Annotated in this window: 15 protein-coding genes; 9 read left to right on the top strand and 6 right to left on the bottom strand. The window is 66.7% G+C overall.

The genetic code is table 11. From position 1 onward, the window contains the following. Positions 1-46: 46 nt before the first annotated feature. From BKA04_RS11065 to BKA04_RS11035, 7 genes are all read left to right on the top strand, one after another. Positions 47-1,363 (top strand): bifunctional o-acetylhomoserine/o-acetylserine sulfhydrylase, encoded by a 1,317-nt coding sequence (locus tag BKA04_RS11065; protein WP_104096766.1) that lies wholly within the window; start codon positions 47-49, stop codon positions 1,361-1,363. Between the two features lie 44 nt (positions 1,364-1,407). Next, a complete protein-coding gene (metX, locus tag BKA04_RS11060; protein WP_104096765.1) occupies positions 1,408-2,613 on the top strand; it encodes a homoserine O-acetyltransferase MetX in 1,206 nt (401 codons plus the stop codon). A gap of 55 nt (positions 2,614-2,668) precedes the next feature. Beyond that, positions 2,669-3,370 carry a response regulator gene (locus BKA04_RS11055; protein ID WP_167309734.1) on the top strand — a complete coding sequence of 234 codons (702 nt, stop codon included), beginning with the start codon at positions 2,669-2,671 and terminating at the stop codon, positions 3,368-3,370. A gap of 42 nt (positions 3,371-3,412) precedes the next feature. Then, the gene (locus BKA04_RS11050; RefSeq protein ID WP_134542299.1) at positions 3,413-4,291 is read left to right on the top strand and encodes a hypothetical protein; all 879 of its coding nucleotides are present in this window, start codon (positions 3,413-3,415) and stop codon (positions 4,289-4,291) included. A gap of 100 nt (positions 4,292-4,391) precedes the next feature. Further along, positions 4,392-5,570: a sensor histidine kinase gene (locus BKA04_RS11045; protein ID WP_104096462.1), complete on the top strand. Its 1,179-nt coding sequence runs from the start codon at positions 4,392-4,394 to the stop codon at positions 5,568-5,570. After that, positions 5,567-6,847 (top strand): hypothetical protein, encoded by a 1,281-nt coding sequence (locus BKA04_RS11040; protein ID WP_104096461.1) that lies wholly within the window; start codon positions 5,567-5,569, stop codon positions 6,845-6,847. Before BKA04_RS11045 ends, BKA04_RS11040 begins: the two co-directional genes overlap by 4 nt. An 11-nt stretch (positions 6,848-6,858) precedes the next feature. After that, positions 6,859-7,530, top strand: a complete 672-nt coding sequence (locus tag BKA04_RS11035; RefSeq protein WP_104096460.1) for a response regulator transcription factor — start codon at positions 6,859-6,861, stop codon at positions 7,528-7,530. On the opposite strand, the gene BKA04_RS11030 is transcribed toward BKA04_RS11035, so the two are convergent. The 5 genes from BKA04_RS11030 to guaB1 form a co-directional block, all read right to left on the bottom strand. After that, the gene (locus BKA04_RS11030; protein ID WP_104096459.1) at positions 7,527-8,873 is read right to left on the bottom strand and encodes a glycosyltransferase 87 family protein; all 1,347 of its coding nucleotides are present in this window, start codon (positions 8,871-8,873) and stop codon (positions 7,527-7,529) included. The genes BKA04_RS11035 and BKA04_RS11030 overlap by 4 nt on opposite strands. A 26-nt stretch (positions 8,874-8,899) precedes the next feature. Then, the gene (locus tag BKA04_RS11025) at positions 8,900-9,715 is read right to left on the bottom strand and encodes an ADP-dependent NAD(P)H-hydrate dehydratase (protein WP_104096458.1); all 816 of its coding nucleotides are present in this window, start codon (positions 9,713-9,715) and stop codon (positions 8,900-8,902) included. Positions 9,716-9,718: 3 nt separating this feature from the next. Beyond that, complete coding sequence (locus tag BKA04_RS11020; protein WP_104096457.1) at positions 9,719-10,780, bottom strand: hemolysin family protein; 1,062 nt, start codon at positions 10,778-10,780, stop codon at positions 9,719-9,721. Further along, on the bottom strand, positions 10,773-12,083 hold the full coding sequence (locus BKA04_RS11015) for a hemolysin family protein (RefSeq protein WP_104096456.1): 1,311 nt from the start codon (positions 12,081-12,083) through the stop codon (positions 10,773-10,775). Before BKA04_RS11015 ends, BKA04_RS11020 begins: the two co-directional genes overlap by 8 nt. Before the next feature lie 71 nt (positions 12,084-12,154). Beyond that, positions 12,155-13,612: a GMP reductase gene (guaB1, locus tag BKA04_RS11010; protein WP_104096455.1), complete on the bottom strand. Its 1,458-nt coding sequence runs from the start codon at positions 13,610-13,612 to the stop codon at positions 12,155-12,157. Between the two features lie 154 nt (positions 13,613-13,766). On the opposite strand from guaB1, the gene BKA04_RS11005 reads away from it, so the two are divergent. After that, positions 13,767-17,495, top strand: coding sequence for a multifunctional oxoglutarate decarboxylase/oxoglutarate dehydrogenase thiamine pyrophosphate-binding subunit/dihydrolipoyllysine-residue succinyltransferase subunit (locus BKA04_RS11005; protein WP_104096454.1), 3,729 nt, complete (start codon positions 13,767-13,769; stop codon positions 17,493-17,495). On the opposite strand, the gene BKA04_RS11000 is transcribed toward BKA04_RS11005, so the two are convergent. Further along, positions 17,492-17,953: a MarR family winged helix-turn-helix transcriptional regulator gene (locus BKA04_RS11000; protein ID WP_104096453.1), complete on the bottom strand. Its 462-nt coding sequence runs from the start codon at positions 17,951-17,953 to the stop codon at positions 17,492-17,494. The genes BKA04_RS11005 and BKA04_RS11000 overlap by 4 nt on opposite strands. Positions 17,954-18,058: 105 nt before the next feature. Here BKA04_RS11000 and BKA04_RS10995 point away from each other — a divergent pair, with 105 nt between their 5' ends. Further along, complete coding sequence (locus BKA04_RS10995) at positions 18,059-18,688, top strand: NADPH-dependent F420 reductase (protein WP_104096452.1); 630 nt, start codon at positions 18,059-18,061, stop codon at positions 18,686-18,688. Positions 18,689-18,691 lie beyond the last annotated feature (3 nt).

The raw sequence follows: 18,691 nt of genomic DNA, 5'->3' as shown, positions 1-18,691 counted from the left end.
ATCGGACGACGAATGCTCGTTCCGCACGATTCGAGGGAGCACCATCATGTCTGAGGCATCGGCCGACTGGAAGTTCGAGACCAAGCAGATCCACTCCGGCGCGCAGCCGGACCCGGTGACGAACGCGAGAGCCACCCCGATCTACCAGACCACCGCGTATGTGTTCAACAGCGCGGACCACGCGAAGAACCTGTTCGCACTCGCCGAGTTCGGGAACATCTACACGCGGATCCAGAACCCTACCCAGGATGTCGTCGAGCAGCGGATCGCCGCGCTGGAGGGCGGAACCGCCGCGCTCCTGCTCGCGTCCGGGCAGTCGGCGACGACCTTCTCCATCCTCAACATCGCGAAGGCCGGAGACCATATCGTCGCGAGTTCATCGATCTACGGAGGCACGTACAACCTCTTCAAGTACACCCTCGACAAGCTCGGAATCGAGACGACGTTCGTCGAGGACCAGGACGACGCGGACGAGTGGAACCGGGCGGTCAGGCCCAACACGAAGGCCTTCTTCGCCGAGACGATTGGAAATCCGAGGATCAACATCCTGGACATCCGCACCGTCGCGGATGCCGCGCACGCCGCCGGAGTTCCCCTCATCGTCGACAACACGATCGCGACACCGTACCTGGTGCGCCCGTTCGAGCACGGCGCCGACATCGTCGTCCACTCCGCGACGAAGTTCCTCGGCGGGCACGGTACCGTCATGGCCGGTGTCATCGTGGACGGCGGCAGGTTCGCGTGGAGCAAGAACGTCGAGAAGTTCCCCGGCCTCACCGAACCGGACCCCTCGTACCATGGCGCGAGCTACACGACGGTGCTCGGCGACGCGATCGCCTACATCATCAAGGCCCGGGTCCAGCTCCTGCGCGACCTCGGCTCTGCGATCGCGCCGGCGAGCGCGTGGCAGCTCATCCAGGGCATCGAGACGCTGAGCCTGCGGGTCGAGCGCCACGTACAGAACGCCCAGGCCGTCGCGGAGTGGCTCGAGGCCCACCCGGATGTCGCCTCCGTGTCGTACGCCGGTCTCCCGTCGAGCCCGTGGTTCGAACGCGGCAAGGACTATGCGCCACTCGGCACGGGTGCCGTGCTCTCGTTCGAGCTCAAGGGCGGTGTGGCCGCCGGGCGCTCTCTCGTCGACAGCGTCGGACTGTTCAGCCATGTCGCGAACATCGGCGATGTGAGAAGCCTGATCATCCACCCCGCGTCGACGACCCACTCCCAGCTCACACCCGAGCAGCAGCTCACGGCGGGCGTTACGCCGGGGCTCGTGCGCCTCTCGGTCGGGCTCGAGAACATCGACGACATCATCGCCGACCTCGAGCAGGGTCTGGCGGCGTCCAGGGCAGCGCTCGCGGCGTAGTACGGTGGGCGCCGCGGCGTATCGCGGCGGGAAGCGAGGGAATGATGGACTGGCAGACGGCTGCCGACTCCGTCCCCTCGGGGTTCATCACGGAAGCCAACATCCGGACGCTCCTCGGGAAACCCCCTGCGACGGGAGCGTGGCGAGACGGCGACCCCTCCGGCGGAAGGCGATTCGCCTCGCTCGGCGCACAGTCCCTCGAGTTCGGCGGTTCGCTGCCGGCCGTGCGCGTCGCGTACGAGACCTGGGGTCGGCTGAACGACGATGCGAGCAACGCCGTGCTCATCCTGCACGCCCTCACCGGCGACAGCCACGTCACGGGCGAGGCCGGCCCCGGACATCCGACGAGCGGATGGTGGTCCGAGATCGTCGGGCCCGGCCTCGCCGTCGACACCGACACCTGGTTCGTCCTCGCCCCGAACATGCTGGGCGGATGCCAGGGCACGACGGGACCTGCGAGCTCGGCACCGGATGGGCAGGAGTGGGGGTCGAGGTTCCCCTACCTGAGCATCCGCGACCAGGTCTCCACCCAGGCTGCTCTCGCCGACAGCCTGGGGATCCGTCGGTTCGCCGCGATCGTCGGCGGTTCGATGGGCGGCATGCAGGCGCTCGAGTGGGCAGCGATGCACCCGGACCGCACCGATCGTGTCGCGATCCTGGCAGCCCCCGCCGTGAGCGACGCCGACGAGATCGCGCTCAATTCCGTCCAGGTGGAGGCCATCCGCATGGATGAGGGTTTCCAAGGCGGCGACTACTACGACGCGAAGGATGGGGACGGGCCGCACCGTGGCCTCGCGCTCGCGCGGAGGCTCGCCCTCCTCAGCTATCGTTCGCCGAGCGAACTCAACCACCGTTTCAGCCGAAGCTGGCAGAGCGACATCGACCCGCTCGGAGCCGGCGGCCGCTTCGCCGTCGAGAGCTACCTCGACTTCCATGGAAACAAGTTCACGCGCCGTTTCGACGCCAACAGCTACCTGACGCTCGCGAATGCCATGAGCTCGCACGATGTCGGTCGTGGTCGAGGAGGCGTCGCGCAGGCGCTCTCCGCTGTCACCGCACGCAGCCTCGTGGTCGGTATCGACTCCGATCGCCTTTTCCCGATGTCGACGCAGCTCGACATCGCGACGCTCTTGCCGAACGGAATCGACGGGAAGGATGCCGTGGTGATCTCCTCCGATTTCGGCCACGACGGCTTTCTCATCGAGCATGAACGCGTCGGCGTCCAGCTGCGAAGACTGCTCGAGTCGTAGCCGGCATCCACCGCGAAGAAGCCGCGGGCCCGTGCGTTCGCTAGGATGGCCGGAAATGGAGAGTCAGGTCGCCATGGCACCGAAAGAGCCGGGGATACATCGCCAGTACCGCGGTCGAACCATCCGGGTCGCCGTCGTGGACGATTTCCCGCTTCTCACCGACGGGCTTGCGACCCACCTCTCCGACGATGCGTACTCCCTCGACGTCGTCCTGACGGCGAACAGCTGGTCGGACCTCGTCTCCCACCCGGAGTTCCCCACCGAAGTGACGGTGCTCGACCTCAATCTCAATGATTCGATCTCCATCGGAACGAAGGTGCAGGCCCTGCGCGCGGCCGGCAGCGAGGTCGTCGTCATCAGCAGACACGCCGACCCGGCGACGGTCGCGCGAGTGCTGTCCGCCGGAGCGCTCAGCTACGTTCCCAAATCGGAGGACACGGAGGAGCTCGTCCTCGCCATCACTGCTGCCGCCCGTGGAGAGAGTCACCTCCCCGGTTCCCTCGCGGATGCCGTCACCCTCATCGGTGACACCCCGCCGACGCCGAACCTCGGACGGCAGGAGCAACGGGCGCTCGCGCTGTATTCGAGCGGTCTCAGCATTCGCGAGGTCGCCGGTCGCATGACGACGACCGAGGAAACCGTCAAGTCGTATGTGAAGCGCGCGCGCCGGAAGTATCGCGACGTCGGAATCGACCTCGGGTCGCGCGCGAGTCTGCGCGAACACGGGGTCCGCGAGGGCTGGGTCGACGCCGACTGACAGCGGTGCGGCGGGGCGGTGCAGCGACCTACAATGTCGCACGTGCCCGTGCATGCGAATCGAGTCGCCACCCTGGTTCTCGCCGGTGCTCTCGCGCTGGCGATTCCCGTGACACTCGGTGCCTGCGCTCCGACACCGAGCCCCGGCCTCCCGCACGGTGTGACCATCGACGTGTACCAGAGCCGAATCGACTACTCGGAGCACAAACTCGAGGTCGCGATCGCGAATGCGACGGATGCGCCGTTCGACGTCCTCGCACTCTCGTTCTCCACGCCCGTGTTCTCCTCCGTCGAGTACACACGGGCACCGACCACTGTGCGCCCCGGGACGACGACCGACTTCCGCCTGCTGCTGCCGCCCGCCCGATGCGATGCGGAACCCGGCAAACCGACGGTCGACATCCGCTTCTCGTTCGATGGGGGCGAAGGACAGGCGAGGATGTCGCCGGACGACAGAATGGGCCAGCTCCCCGCGATCGCGGCGGAGGATTGCCGCGACGATGCCGTCGCCGCCGTCGCCACGATCAGCGCGGCGCCGGCCATCCGGATCGCATCGGTCGACGGCACCACGGCTGCAGTTCTCGACTTCACCGCTGTTCCGACCGGGGCGGGCGGCATCCTGACGATCGACGACGTGCGGGGAACGGTCCTGCTCGGGGCGCGCGACCCGGCGACCGGACGGGTCGGCGATACCGTGCCGCTCGGGATCGACCTGTCGCACGCCACAACGCCGGTGACGTTCTCCCTCGTGCTGCTGCCCGCGCGCTGCGATCCCCACGTCGTCCTCGAAGACAAACGCGGCACGTTCTTCACGTTCACCGTGACGACACGACTCGACACGGGCCGCATCTTCATCGGGGTCACCGACGATGTTCGACTCCAGTTGTACGAATTCGTGGGATCCCAGTGCGGATGGACCTGACAGGTCCCGGCCAGACCGCTGGGAATCCCATGGGACACGGTGTGTCATTCCGCGGTGTTTTGACCCCATTTGTGGGGACACGCGTGTGACGATTGCCTACGTGGAACTGATATCCAAGGAACGCGATCGCCTTCTGCACCGCGCGGCGCGGCTCGCCGGCTTCGCGACCGCGATCGTGACGTTCCTCGGCATCACCATTCCCGGACTCGTCGATCTGACGAGCCTTCTCGCCGCGCTCCTTCTCGGCACCCTGCTCGGGTTCTGCCTGTTCCGACTCGGGAACGACCATTCACTCCTCTGGGTGCTGCTGGCCATTGCCTCGGGGCTTGCGATTCTGACCATCGTCCAGTTGCCGTTCGAGACCCCCGACCGAGGCGGTCTCGCGATCGTGCTCGTGCCATTCGCCGGCGGGACCATGGCGTCGTTCGCCCTTGTTCTCACGAGATCCGTCCCCCGCATGATCGTCCTCGCAGCGACGTTCGCCTGCTCGGTGACACTCGTGGTGCTCGTGAGCGGCTCGTGGACCCTCCTGACCTACCCGGTCCTCGGCGTCATCCTGGGCTGGGTGATCTGCACCGCGGCGGGCTTCTGGATCTCCTCGAGCGTCCCGCGCGCCGCCCGGCGCATCCACAGCATCGGCCGAGCGCATCGCGCGGAGCGGCAGGCGAGCGAAATAGAGGCACAGCGGCGCCAATCGGCACGGCTGCTCCACGACACCGTCCTCGCGACCCTCACTCTCCTGGCCCACTCCGGTGTCGGTGTGACGGCCGGCGCCCTGCGCGCGCAGGCGGCAGACGACGCCCACCTGTTGAGACAGTTGAGACTCGGGGTGAACCCGTCGCCGCAAGATGCCACACCGACCTCCACGGGATCGATACCGTTGCCGGCGACGGACGACGCCATCCTGGGGACCACGCTCGAATCCGTCAAGCAACGCTTCGGGCGGATCGGGCTCGAAGTCAGTTGGCACGGAACCGGACAGGTCCTGCTGCCGAGCGACGTGCTCGACGCGTTCCTCCTCGCGCTCGCGGAATGCCTCGAGAACGTCCGCAGGCACGCCGGCGTCACCGAGGCGCACGTCACGATCACCGACGATGAGACGACGGTGCGCGCGATGGTCACCGACTCCGGGATCGGCTTCGACGTGAAGGACATCGACTCCGCCCGTCTCGGGCTCAAGGACTCCGTCATCGCGCGCCTGGGCGAAGTCGGCGGCACTGCGCGGCTGTTCTCCTCCCCCGGGTCCGGAACCACCGTCGTACTGGAGGTGCCGAAGTGAGCGGCTACGGCAGGCCGGAGGAGAACACCCTCGGTGTCGTCATCGGAAAGCGCGGTCGACCGAAACCGACATCCTCCCCTGCGGCACGGGCACTCCGCCAGGCCAGTGCGGGAGGCGCGAGCCTCGGAACGGGCTATCTCGGAATCGGCGCCGGCATCATCGCGGTGATCGTCGGGATCGCGGGGCTCGCCGTCTTCCTCACTCGCCTGGACAGCTACCCGAGCCCGCTGCCGGTCGCATTCGCCTGGTTGCTCTACTGCCTGCTGCTCATCGTCGTCGGAGTGACGATCGCCCTGGCCGGCGAACGGATGCCCAATTGGCTCTTTGCTCTCTATCTCGCTGCGCTCGCCTGTGTCATCGCCCTCGACTTCATCGCGATCTGGCCGCTCCACGACATCGGGGGCACCGCGACCGCCTCGGTCGTCGCCAGCAGCGGGCTCCTCGTCGCGGTGACCCTGCGCCGTGCGAGTGAGATCCTCATCGCGGTCGGACTGATCGGGGTCGCCTTCATCGTCGCGATCGCAGTCACGACGCCACTCACGACGCAGACCCTGCCGGCCCAGCTCGTCGTTCTCGCAGCCGTCATCCTTCCGCCGACATTCGCCACCTGGCTCGTCGTGAACTTCCGCCGGATCGTGCAGCTCGAACTCGACCGTGTGCTCGTGCAGAGCACCGTATCCGCTCCCCGCTTCGCCGTCGGCATGATGGCATCCGAGGAACTTGCCCGCCTCGACCTCGCAGCCGAGGAGCTGTTCGATTCGGTCGCGAGCGGCAGGACGAAACTGCCACTCGACCCCAAGACCGCCTCGATCGCCGCATCGCTGGCGACCGAGCTGCGACTGCACCTCATCGAGGGCAGGCGCGAGACCTGGCTGTACCACGCGATCACAGAATCCGAACAGCTGGGAAAGTCCGTGACGCTCTCCGACACGGGAAGCCTCGCAGGACTCCTCGACCCCCAACAACGCGACGGCCTGCTGTCCGGGGTGTGGCTCCTCGTGAGCGACAAATCGAATGACCGTACGACTGTCCACCTCACGCTCGGTCCGGCCGGATCGGTGGATGCGGAAGGGGCGCAGAACGCCGTCCTGGTTCCCATCGTGATCACCACGACCGGCGTCGCCCGGAATAGGGTGGACCCAGCGACCTGGGGTTCGCTCGCGCGGGTCGGCACCTTCACGAACGCCATGGAGAACTCGAGCCTGCGCGTGCAGATCGAATGCCTGGTCACCAACCCTGCTGACCAATACCATGCAGAGCAAGCAGTACACAGATAGGGGCCACCGCCGTGACGACAGACGAAACACCCATCCGACTCGCGTTGGTCGATGACCACAGGATGCTCCTCGGCGCGCTCACCGAGTGGATCAGGGGCGCCGCGAGCGACATCTCGATGGTCGCGGCCGTCACGACCTGGCCGGAGCTGCTGACGCACCCGGAGTTCCCCGTGGACGTCGTGCTCCTCGACCTCGACCTCAAGGACAACCTGCCGATCTCCCTGAAGATCTCCACGCTCAAGACGACCGGGGTCAAGACGGTGCTCATGAGCACATACTCCGAGCCCAACGTCGTGCGAGAGGCGCTTGCGGCCGGAGCGCTCGGCTATCTCGTGAAGAGCGAGGATGCCGCCATGATCGTCGAGGCGATCCGCGCCGCGCACCAGGGCGAATCCTTCATCTCCGCAGAGCTCGACCTCGCCCTCAACGCGAGCGATGTCGGCGGGGCCCCGAAGCTGAGCGCGCAGGAGCGCCGGGTCATGGCCCTGTATGGGGGCGGGGAGCCGGTCAAGGCCGTCGCATTCCAGCTCGGCATCTCCGAGGAGACCGCGAAGTCCTACCTCAAGCGCATACGGGAGAAGTATCGTGTCGCCGGAATCGATGTCGGCACGAAGGTCGCACTCCGGAAGCGCGCGATCCAGGACGGAATCCTGCTCCAGTCCAACGAATCGGGAGCCCTCTAACCGCCTCGCCGGTCGACGACCAGCGGCCAGCCCTCGGCCTCATCACGCGGGTCGACCGGGTCGCCGCCGAGCGGTTCGTCTCCGAACGGGGCCTCACTGTTCTCGTCATCGCCGTCTTCTTCGCGGCTGATCGACGCATCGCGCCCGAGTTCGACCATGGCGTGGATGGCCCACCCGAGGAGCACGAGCACGAGAAGATTTCGCGCGGTGAGCGCGCCGAGCATGAGCGGATGCAGCCCCAGCAGCCAGCCGTAGAGATACGGATAGATCACCTGCGTGATGGCGGCCGTCGTCGCACCGAGGATCGCCGGTACGGCGAACCAGGCCCGATGCCCTGCGCGCGATGTCGTGAGCCCCAGCACGATCGGCACCGCGAGCCATCCGATGAATTGCGGCGAGCCCACCTTGTTGAAGGCGATGAGCGCCGAGACGATGGCGAGCGACAGTGGCGCCAGAAGTTCCGTCGCCTGCACGCCGCGGCGGAGGGGCAGGACCGCAACCAGGACGACGGCGATCACGACGAGGAACATGATGGGCGTCATGACGGCACTCGCAATGCCGGTTCCGTTCCCTGTCACCTGCCAGGTGAGGAGCTGCTGGTCGTAGTAGACCATCGTGCCCGGCACGCCGGCGAAGGCCTGCCACAGCCAGATGGTGCTCACCGGCGACTCGACCTGGAGCCCCCGACCGGTCTGCTGGGTGATGAAGCTCAGCACGTTCGTCCCGCTTCCGAGGACGGTGGCGACTGCCACGATCGCAAAGCTCATGGAGGCCGCTGTCGCCAAGACACGCCATCGGGAACGCACGGCGACGACCATCGCGAGCACGATCGCCGCCGGCCAGACCTTCACCCATGCTGCGATCGTCAGGACGGCGGTGGCGGCGATGGGACGGGTGGCGATGAGGAGTGCTCCGACCATGGCGAGCGGAATCGTCACTGAGTCGATCCGCCCGAGCGCGATGGGGCCGAGCAGGAGGAGGAACGCGATCCACCACCAGGCCGCCATCGGATGCCTGCTCGTCCTTCTGTGCCCGATGAGGACGAAGAAGGCGATCGCATCCAGGAACAGGATGAGGCTCAACCACGTGCTCGCGTAGAGCGCGGGTCCGAAGATGCCGGCGGCGAGCATCGGGAAGATGGCGAGGATGGGGTACACCCAGGCGCTGTGGATCCCCACCCAGAAGTCGGCGATGAACACCTGGTCCGACCAGAACTTGTAGACGATCGTGACGTCACCGAGAGGTAGGCCGGGCCCGTAGAGGTTCACGAGGCCGAGCCACAAGTGGGCCAGAATGAACGCCGACCACAGTGCAACCGGGTTGGTGGCGACTCTCCTCATCACGGTTCAGAGTATCCGACCGCGTCCCCTCATTCCTGCAGCGCGGCGATCGTGGCGGGAATGCACTCATTGAGCCCCAGCACGGTGAACGGTCCACCGGCTCCTGCGCGACCAGCGGACTGCCCGTGCAGGAGTGCTGCCGTCGCCGCAAGGCGGGCGAGGATGCCGGCGTCGTCTGCGAGCTGCCTGGCGTGCGTCGCCACGAGTGCCCCGAGTATCCCCGCGAGCGCATCCCCGGTGCCGGCGGTGGCCAGCCAGGAGGTCGGAGCTGTCACGCTGAAGCTTCCTCCCTCCCCGCAGACGAGCGTCGTGTGACCCTTCAGCATGACCGTCATGCCGAGACTGTCTGCCGCGCGCTGGGCCCAGACCTCCGGTTCCGCGGCGACCTCGGCGACGTCGACGTGCAGTGCCCTCGCGAGCTCGGAGTGGTGCGGCGTGATCACGGCGGGACCGACCGCATCGCCGGAGGCACCGATGGCACCCGCGTCGAGGACGAGCGGATGTCCTGAGGCGAGCGCGGTCGCCATGCGGGCCGCGGTGAGGGTGTCATCCGTCGAGGCGTCCATCCCCGATCCGATCAACCAGGCCTGGACCCGCCCGTCGACGGTCACGACTTCGGGCCTGCGCGCCAGGACGAGCGAGGTCGGCCGATCGGGACCGAGGTAGCGCACCATCCCGACGCCGGTGTGCACAGCGGCATCCACGCCGAGCACCGCCGCTCCCGGGTACTCATCGGAACCTGTGATCACGCCGAGTACGCCATGGGAGTACTTGTCGTCCCACTCCCTCGGTACGGCGACCAGGTCTCGAGCGTCGGCGGATGTCCATTCGATGAACCCGGTCATGCGTCAACGATAGTTCGTGGTTCCGCGATTGCGGCGGGTGGCGTCCTGCACCTCGCCGACCAGTTCCTCGATGATGTCCTCGAGAAACAGCACGCCCTTCGCGCTTCCGTGCTCATCGAAGACCCTCGCAAGGTGCACCCCCGAGCGGCGCATCGCCGCGAGGGCATCCTCGAGGTCCGTGTCCTGGAAGATCGAGATGAGGCGCCGGATGCGTTTGGTCGGCACGGACTTCGTGTAATCGTCCGGCTCCTCGAGGTCGAGCACATCCTTCAGGTGGAGGTACCCGGTCGGCTCTCCGACGTCGTCGAGGACCACATAGCGTGAGAACCCGTGCTGGGCGACGGCGCGCTCCACCTGCTCCGGGGTCGCGGTGTCCGGGAAGCTCACGAGCTGAGGCATCGCGACAGCGATGTCCCTGACCTTCTTCGCGCTGAACTCGAACGCTGCCGAGAGTGCTCCGATGTCATCCCGCAGGATGCCCTCCTTGCGCGAATGCGCCACGATGTTGGCGACCTCATCGATCGTGAATATGCTGTTCGCCTCGTTGCGCGGCTCCACCCGGAACAGCCTGAGCACACCGTTCGCGGTCGCATTGAGCGCGACGATCACCGGGTGGAACACCATCGAAATGCCGACGAGGGCCGGCGCGAGCAGGAGCGCGGCCCGGTCCGGGACCGAGAACGACAGGTTCTTCGGAACCATCTCGCCGATGACGACGTGCAGGAACGACACGAGCACGAGAGCGATGCCGAACGCGACGCCGGCGATCACGGCATCCGACCACCCCGTGAGGGCGAGCGGTGCCTCGAGGAGGTGGTGGATCGCCGGCTCGGAGACGTTCAGGATGAGCAGCGAGCACACCGTGATGCCGAGCTGGCTCGTCGCGAGCATGAGGGTCGCGTGCTCCATCGCGAACAGGGTGGTCTTCGCCGCACGGCTTCCGGCATCCGCCCTCGGCTCGATCTGGGATCGGCGCGCGGAGATGACGGCGAACTCCGCGGCGACGAAGAACGCGTTGGCCAGCAGCAGGATGCCGAGCCAGGCGATTCCCCACCAGTCACTCATCCGTGCTCACCTCCGGCGCAGGTGTGAAGCGCACCCGGTCGATCCTGCGGCCGTCCAGTCGCTCGACCCGCAGCTCCCCGCCGGGGACGGGGACGGTGTCACCGACCGCGGGGAGCCTGCCGAGCTCGCTCATGATGAATCCCGCGACGGTTTCGAACGGGCCGTTCTCCGGGACGGCGACGCCGGCCCGCTCGAGCAGTTCGTCCGGCCTCAGCATGCCGGGGAACGTCACGCCGTCTCGGGAACGCACGATACCCGCCCGCGAGCGATCGTGCTCGTCGGCGACCTCCCCGACGAGCTCCTCGACGAGGTCCTCCAGCGTGACGACGCCTGCCGTTCCGCCGTACTCGTCGACGACGACCGCCATCTGGTATCCGCGGCCTCTCAGCTCTCCGAGCAGGCCGTCGAGTTTCATGGTCTCCGGCACCCGGAGCGCATCAGAGGTGAGTGCGGACACCGGGACCTCGGCGCGGCGTTCCCGGGGCACCGCCACCGCATTCTTGATGTGCACGAGCCCCACGACCTCGTCGATGCTGTCGTCGATCACCGGGAATCGGGAGAATCCGGTGTTCCTGGCGAGGTCGATGACGACGCTCGCGCTGTCCGCCTTGTCGACGCTCGCCACGCGGGGCCTGGGGGTCATGACGTCCGAGGCGACGTGGCCGGAGAACACGAGAGTGCGCGACAGCAGCGTCGCCGTGTCGAGGTCGAGGCTCCCCGCGCTCGCAGAGCGTCGAACGAGCGATCGCAGCTCCTCAGCCGTCCGCGCGGAGGACAATTCCTCCTTCGGCTCGATCCCGAACCCCCTCAGGATCGCGTTGGCGGAGTTGTTGAGAAGCGCCACAGCCGGCCGGAACACCCAGGTGAACCCGACCTGGAACGGAAGGACGAGTTTCGCAACCCGCAGGGGAAGTGCGAGGGCGAAGTTCTTCGGGACGAGCTCTCCCACGATCATCGAGAGGAGTGTCGCGGCGACGACCGCCACCACGCTCGCAACGGCAGTGACGACCGACGGAGCCCAGCCCCATCCGGACAGCACGGGGCGAAGGAGGCTGCTCAATGCCGGTTCGAGCATGAAGCCGGTGAGGAGCGTTGTGAGGGTGATCCCGAGTTGAGCGCTCGATAGGTGCGTCGAGGTCACCTTGAGGGCGCCGATCGTGATGCCGAGCCTGCGTTCGCCGCGATCGCGCCGAACCTCGAGTTCCGAGCGGTCCAGATTCACAAGCGTGAACTCGGACGCCACGAAGAGCCCCGTCCCGATGGTCAGGGCGATTCCGATGCCGAGCATCAGGTACTCGTTCATCGTGCTGGCCCGTCGTCACTACCAGGCGGAGGGTCATCCATTATCTGATCGAGTATATCTGCGCCACGATCTCACCAGCCGACCGGAAGAGGTTTGCCTTCCTCGTATCCGGCAGCCGACTGAATGCCCACGAGGGCACGTTCGCGAAACTCGGCCAGGTCGCGGGCTCCGGCGTAGGTCAGCGAGGAGCGCACGCCGGAGGTGATCATGTCGATGAGGTCCTCGACTGACGGGCGCAACTCGTCGAGATAGATGCGGGAGGACGAGATCCCCTCTGCGAACAGCGTCTTGCGCGCCAGTTCGTAGGGGTCGAGTCGCTCGAAGCGGTCGTGCACGGCCTTCGTGGACGCCATTCCCCAGCTCTCCTTGTACAGGCGCCCTGTCGCGTCGGTCTCGAGCTTGCCCGGTGCCTCCACCGTGCCGGCGAACCACGAGCCGATCATGACGGATGCCGCTCCCGCAGCGAGCGCGAGCGCGACATCCCGCGGGTATCGGACGCCACCGTCGGCCCAGACCGTCGCGCCGAGTTCGCGGGCGGCCGCCGCCGTCTCGAGGACGGCCGAGAACTGCGGCCGGCCGACCGCCGTCATCATGCGTGTCGTGCACATCGCTCCGGGGCCGACGCCGACCTTGATGATCGTTGCACCGGCCGCGACGAGGTCGCGCACCGCCGAGGCCGTCACGACGTTTCCCGCGACGAGCGGAAGCCCGAGACCGAGTTCCGCGACGGCGGAAACGGCCGCGAGCATGGTCGCCTGGTCGCCGTGCGCCGTGTCGAGCACGAGCGTGTCCACACCGGCCGCCGCGAGTGCCTTCGCCTTGGCCCGCACATCGCCGTTGATTCCGATCGCCGCCGCGACCGCGAGACGGCCGTGTGCGTCGACGTTGGGGGTGTAGAGCGTCGAGCGCAATGCGCTCTTCCGACTCAGCGTCCCGATGACGTCGCCGTGGTGCATGACGGGCGCGAACTCGAGATCCGCCGCGACCATGAGGTCGAACGCGCTGCGAGGGTCGGTCACGTCATCCGCGTCGATCGAGGCGACGGCGCCCTTCAGGAAGTCCGTGAGAGGGGCGCCGGGCAGCGCTGTCGCCAGTGCCGCCGCGTCGATGCAACCGAGATATCCGTGCGAGCGGGAGCGGGCCGCGTCGGCCTCCCGCACGATGATCCCCTGGCCGGAGGAGGCGGGGACGAGGCGCAATGCCTCGGCGACCGTCGCATGAGGACCCAGCTCGATGCCGGAGTCGTAGATCGTGGACTGGTCCTTCACCCACCGGATGGCCGAATCGAGTTCCTGCGGATGGAGGTCCTGCGGGAGTACGCCCAGCCCGCCCCTGCGCGCCATGGTCGCGGACATCCGGGCGCCCGTCACGGAGTTCATGTTCGCGGACACGAGCGGGATGCTGGCACCCGTTCCGTCGTCAGGAGCGAGCGACACATCCAGCCGGCTGCTGACCGACGACCTGCTGGGTACCAGGAAGACGTCGGAATAGGTCAGGTCGTTCTCGGGCGTCGTGTCGTAAAACCTCATGATTTTAAGGTTAGCCGCTGCGGCGGTGGAGGGCATCGACGCGTCAATGCGATTAAGCTGGTTGGAGGGTCGGCCGAGTGCCTCCCGCACCCAGCACTGACAATGCGATGCCGGCACGAGCCAGGCACTGACAACAGAGAGTGGGCGGTCAGGCGTGTCCAGCCAAACTACCGGACTGACGGAGGATGGATCCTCGAGCGAGTTCGGGGCGAATGAGTGGCTTGTCGACGAGATGTACGAACGATTCGTCGCGGATCGCAACTCCGTCGACCAGTCGTGGTGGCCCATTCTCGAGAACTATCATCGCGTCAAGACGAGCGACGCCGTACCCACCGTGCCTGCGACGCCGGAGCCGGCCGCAGTTCCGTCGACCGAAACCGCAGAGCTCCCGGCATCCGCCCCGGTCGCCCGCACGACCTCCATCGCTCCCAAGTCCCAGCCGATTCCCGCTGAGGCGCCCAAGACCCAGCCCATCGACCACATCGAAGCGGCAGCCGCCGACGACGAGCCGCAGCAGTCCGTGCAGGCGCTCAAGGGGATGTCGAAGTCGCTCGCCGCCAACATGGATGCGAGCCTGACGGTTCCGACCGCCACGAGCATCCGCACCATGCCCGCGAAGCTGCTCATCGACAACCGCATCGTCATCAACAACCACCTCAAACGGGCGCGGGGCGGAAAGGTATCGTTCACGCACCTCATCGGGTGGGCGCTCGTCCAGGCGATCAAGGAGTTCCCGAGCCAGAACGTCTACTACCAAGAGGTGGACGGCAAGCCGTCGGTCGTCGCGCCGTCGCACGTGAACCTCGGCATCGCGATCGACATCCCCAAGCCCGACGGGTCCCGTGCGCTCCTCGTCCCGAGCATCAAGCGGGCCGACACCATGGGGTTCGCCGAGTTCGTCGCCGAATACGAGGCCCTCGTCGCGAAGGCTCGGGCCAACAAGCTCACGGCGGATGACTTCGCCGGCACCACGATCTCCCTGACGAACCCGGGCGGAATCGGAACGGAGCACTCCGTTCCGCGCCTCATGCGAGGTCAGGGCTGCATCATCGGTGCGGGAGCCCTCGACTACCCGGCAGAATTCCAGGGGATGTCGTCGACGACCCTTGCGAACCTCGGCGTCGGCAAGACCATCACCCTGACCTCCACCTACGACCACCGCGTCATCCAGGGGGCGGGCTCTGGCGAGTTCCTGAAGATCGTGCACCAGCTGCTCATCGGAGAGCACCGCTTCTACGAGGACATCTTCTCGGCGCTGCGCATCCCTTACGATCCGATCCACTGGGCGTCCGACATCCACGTCGATACCGCGGATGCCGTGGACAAGACCTCCAGGGTCCAGGAACTCATCAACGCCTATCGCGTTCGCGGTCACCTCATGGCCGACGTCGACCCGCTGGAGTACCGCCAGCGCACCCACCCCGACCTGGAGATCTCGAGCCACGGGCTCACGTTCTGGGACCTCGACCGCGAGTTCGTGACGGGCGGATTCGGAGGGCGGCGCTCGGCGCTCCTCCGCGAGATCCTCGGAATCCTCCGCGACTCGTACTGCCGCACGATCGGCATCGAGTACATGCACATCCAGGACCCGGCTGAGCGCCGCTGGATCCAGGACCACGTGGAGAAGCCGTACGCGAAGCCGACGCACGACGAGCAGATGCGGGTCCTCGCGAAGCTCAACGAGGCCGAGGCATTCGAGACGTTCCTGCAGACGAAGTATGTGGGGCAGAAGCGATTCAGTCTCGAGGGCTCCGAGTCGATGATCTCCCTGTTGGATGCTGTGCTGCAGTCCGCAGCGGAGGTCGAGCTCGAAGAGGTCGCGATCGGCATGGCCCACCGCGGCCGCCTCAACGTGCTCACGAACATCGCCGGCAAGACCTACGGCCAGATCTTCCGCGAGTTCGAGGGAACCCAGGACCCGCGCACCGTCCAGGGCTCCGGCGACGTGAAGTACCACCTGGGCACCGAGGGAACCTTCACTGCCGCCAACGGCGAGAAGATCCCGGTGTACCTCGCGGCGAACCCCTCCCACCTCGAGGCCGTCGACAGCGTCCTGGGCGGGATCGTGCGGGCCAAACAGGACCGGAAGCCGATCGGCAGTTTCCGCGTGCTGCCGATCCTCATCCATGGCGATGCCGCGATGGCCGGACAGGGTGTCGTCGTCGAGTTGCTGCAGATGTCGCAGCTGCGCGGATACCGCATCGGCGGCACCATCCACCTCGTCGTCAACAACCAGGTCGGCTTCACGACCCCGCCCAACGAGGGCCGCACCTCGGTATACGCGACGGACGTCGCCAAGACCATCCAGGCACCCATCTTCCATGTGAACGGCGACGACCCCGAGGCTGTGCTCCGCGTCGCGGAGCTCGCCTTCGCGTTCCGTCAGGAGTTCCACAAGGATGTCGTCATCGACCTCGTCTGCTACCGCCGCCGAGGTCACAACGAGGGCGACGACCCGTCGATGACCCAGCCGCTCATGTACAACCTCATCGAGGCCAAGCGCAGCGTCCGCACCCTGTACGCAGAGGCGCTGGTCGGTCGCGGCGACATCACCGAAGAGGAGTACGAGGCGGCGCACGCCGACTTCCAGGACCGGCTCGAGCGCGCGTTCGCAGAGACCCACGCCGCCCAGACCGGTTCCATGCCGATCATCGTTCAGGATGGCAAGCCGGTGTCCGACCTCGAGCGGCCGGGCTCCCAGCAGGATGATTCATCCGGTGAGCCAGAATCGACAGGTGTGGACGAGAGCGTGATCGCCGCGATCGGCGACGCGCACGCGAATGCGCCGGCGGGTTTCACCGTGCACCAGAAGCTCCAGACGCTCCTGCAGAAGCGATTCGACATGAGCCGGAACGGTTCGATCGACTGGGCATTCTCCGAGCTCCTGGCGCTCGGATCCGTGCTCCTCGAGGGCACTCCCGTCCGCATGGCCGGGCAGGACACCCGCCGCGGAACCTTCGTGCAGCGTCACGCCGTGCTCCACGACCGTGTGAACGGCCAGGAGTGGCTGCCGCTCGCGAACCTCTCCGAGAACCAGGCCCGCTTCTGGATCTACGACTCGCTGCTGAGCGAGTACGCGGCCATGGGATTCGAATACGGATACTCGGTGGAACGCGCGGATGCGCTCGTCCTCTGGGAGGCGCAGTTCGGCGACTTCGCGAACGGCGCCCAGACCATCGTCGATCAGTTCATCTCGAGCGCTGAGCAGAAGTGGGGGCAACGCTCGAGCGTCGTCCTCCTGCTGCCCCACGGTTACGAGGGACAGGGGCCCGACCACTCATCTGCCCGGATCGAACGGTACCTGCAGCTGTGCGCAGAGAACAACATGACGGTCGCGCGGCCGTCGACACCCGCGTCCTACTTCCACCTCCTGCGCCGCCAGGCCTATTCGCGGCCTCGGCGCCCCATGGTGGTCTTCACCCCCAAGGCGATGCTTCGGCTACGCGGAGCGACGAGTGAGATCTCCGAGTTCACGTCCGGCAGGTTCGAACCGGTCATCGACGACGCGACGATCACCGATCGCACCGCGGTCAAGAGGGTTCTCCTGCACTCGGGCAAGCTCCACTACGATCTCCTGGCCGAGCGCGAGAAGCGGGAGATCAACGACATCGCCCTCGTGCGCGTCGAGCAGTACTACCCGCTCCCGCTGCGCGAACTCGTATCGGTGCTCGGCCAGTACCCGGATGCGGAACTCGTCTGGGTGCAGGACGAGCCGGAGAACCAGGGTGCGTGGCCGTTCATCTGCCTCGAACTGCTGCGCGTGAACAAGCGTCCGGTGTCGGTCGTCTCGCGCCCGGCATCCGCATCGCCTGCGACCGGTTCGAGCAAGCGAAGCGCTCAGGAGCAGGCCGACATCCTTGAGAGGGCTCTGACCGTCTCCTAGTCCTGCAGCATCGCGGTGGAGATCTCGCGCAACTGCGCCACCTGCGTCGGTGTCAGCCGGTCGAACAGGGACTCGACGACGGTCGTGACGTGGCCGGGAGCGGCCTCCACGAGAACGCGCATGCCCTCGTCTGTGAGGCACGCCCAGGTGACGCGTCCGTCGTCGGCGTCGGCGTCCTTCCGGATCCAGTCGAGTTCGACGAGTTTGCGGATGGCGTGGGAGAGCCTGCTGGGCGACGACGACAGCAGTTCGGCGAGGTCGGTCATCCGCATGCCCCGATCCGGCGCCTCCGAGAGCATGGCGAGGATCATGTAATACGCATGCGGCATGCCGGAGTTCTGCTGCAGGTCGCGGTCGAGTTGCTGCTGCAGCCGTGCCGATGCGGTCAGGTAGGCGCGCCAGGCGGCCTGTTCTTCGTCGTTCAACCAGCGGAACGACTCGTTCTTCTGCGCGCTCATGCTGAGAGTCTAGCAAATTAGTTGAACATTCAAGAGAATCGCGCTAGAGTGGTTTTTACTTGAACTCTCAACTAATTCATTCAGCACGCTAAGGAGCAGGAAATCATGTCGTCAGACACCATCAGCATCGTCGGAGCGGGAAACGTCGCCAAGGGGATCGCCACTCGGGCGCTCGCATCCGGTTACGGCGTCCAGATCCTCGTCCGCAATGAGGAGCAGGGCAAGACCCTCGCGGGAGAACTGGGCGGGAACGTCACCGTCGCCGGCATCGGCGACCAGGTCACCGGCGACATCGTCGCCCTCGCCGTGCCGTGGTCGGCCGTCACCGACCTCGCCACGGCCTTCGGCGGATTCGCAGGCAAGACCGTCGTCGACGCGACCAACCCGCTCAACGCGGACTTCACCGGCCTCGCCGTCTCGCCCGACACATCCGGCGCGGAGGAGATCGCCAAGCTCATCCCGCAGGCGAAGGTCGTGAAGGCGTTCAACACCGTGTTCGCCAGCAACGTCGTGGCCGGCGAGAAGAACGGCGACGCGCTCGACCTGCTCGTCGCAGCGGATGACGCCGACGCGAAGGCAGCGGTCGTCGCGTTCGCCGAGAAGGCCGGCTTCCGCGTGATCGACACCGGCGCACTCTCGCAGTCCAGGACGATGGAGGCGCTCGCCTGGCTGCACATGCAGCTCCAGTTCACGCGTGGCACCAACTTCGCGTCGGCGATCACGATCGTCGACTGAGTC

The sequence above is a fragment of the Terrimesophilobacter mesophilus genome, assembly GCF_014200375.1.
In the GTDB taxonomy this organism is placed as follows: Bacteria; Actinomycetota; Actinomycetes; order Actinomycetales; family Microbacteriaceae; genus Terrimesophilobacter; species Terrimesophilobacter mesophilus.
Note: the sequence above shows the minus strand (reverse complement) of the source record. Positions and strands in the feature narration are given on the sequence as shown.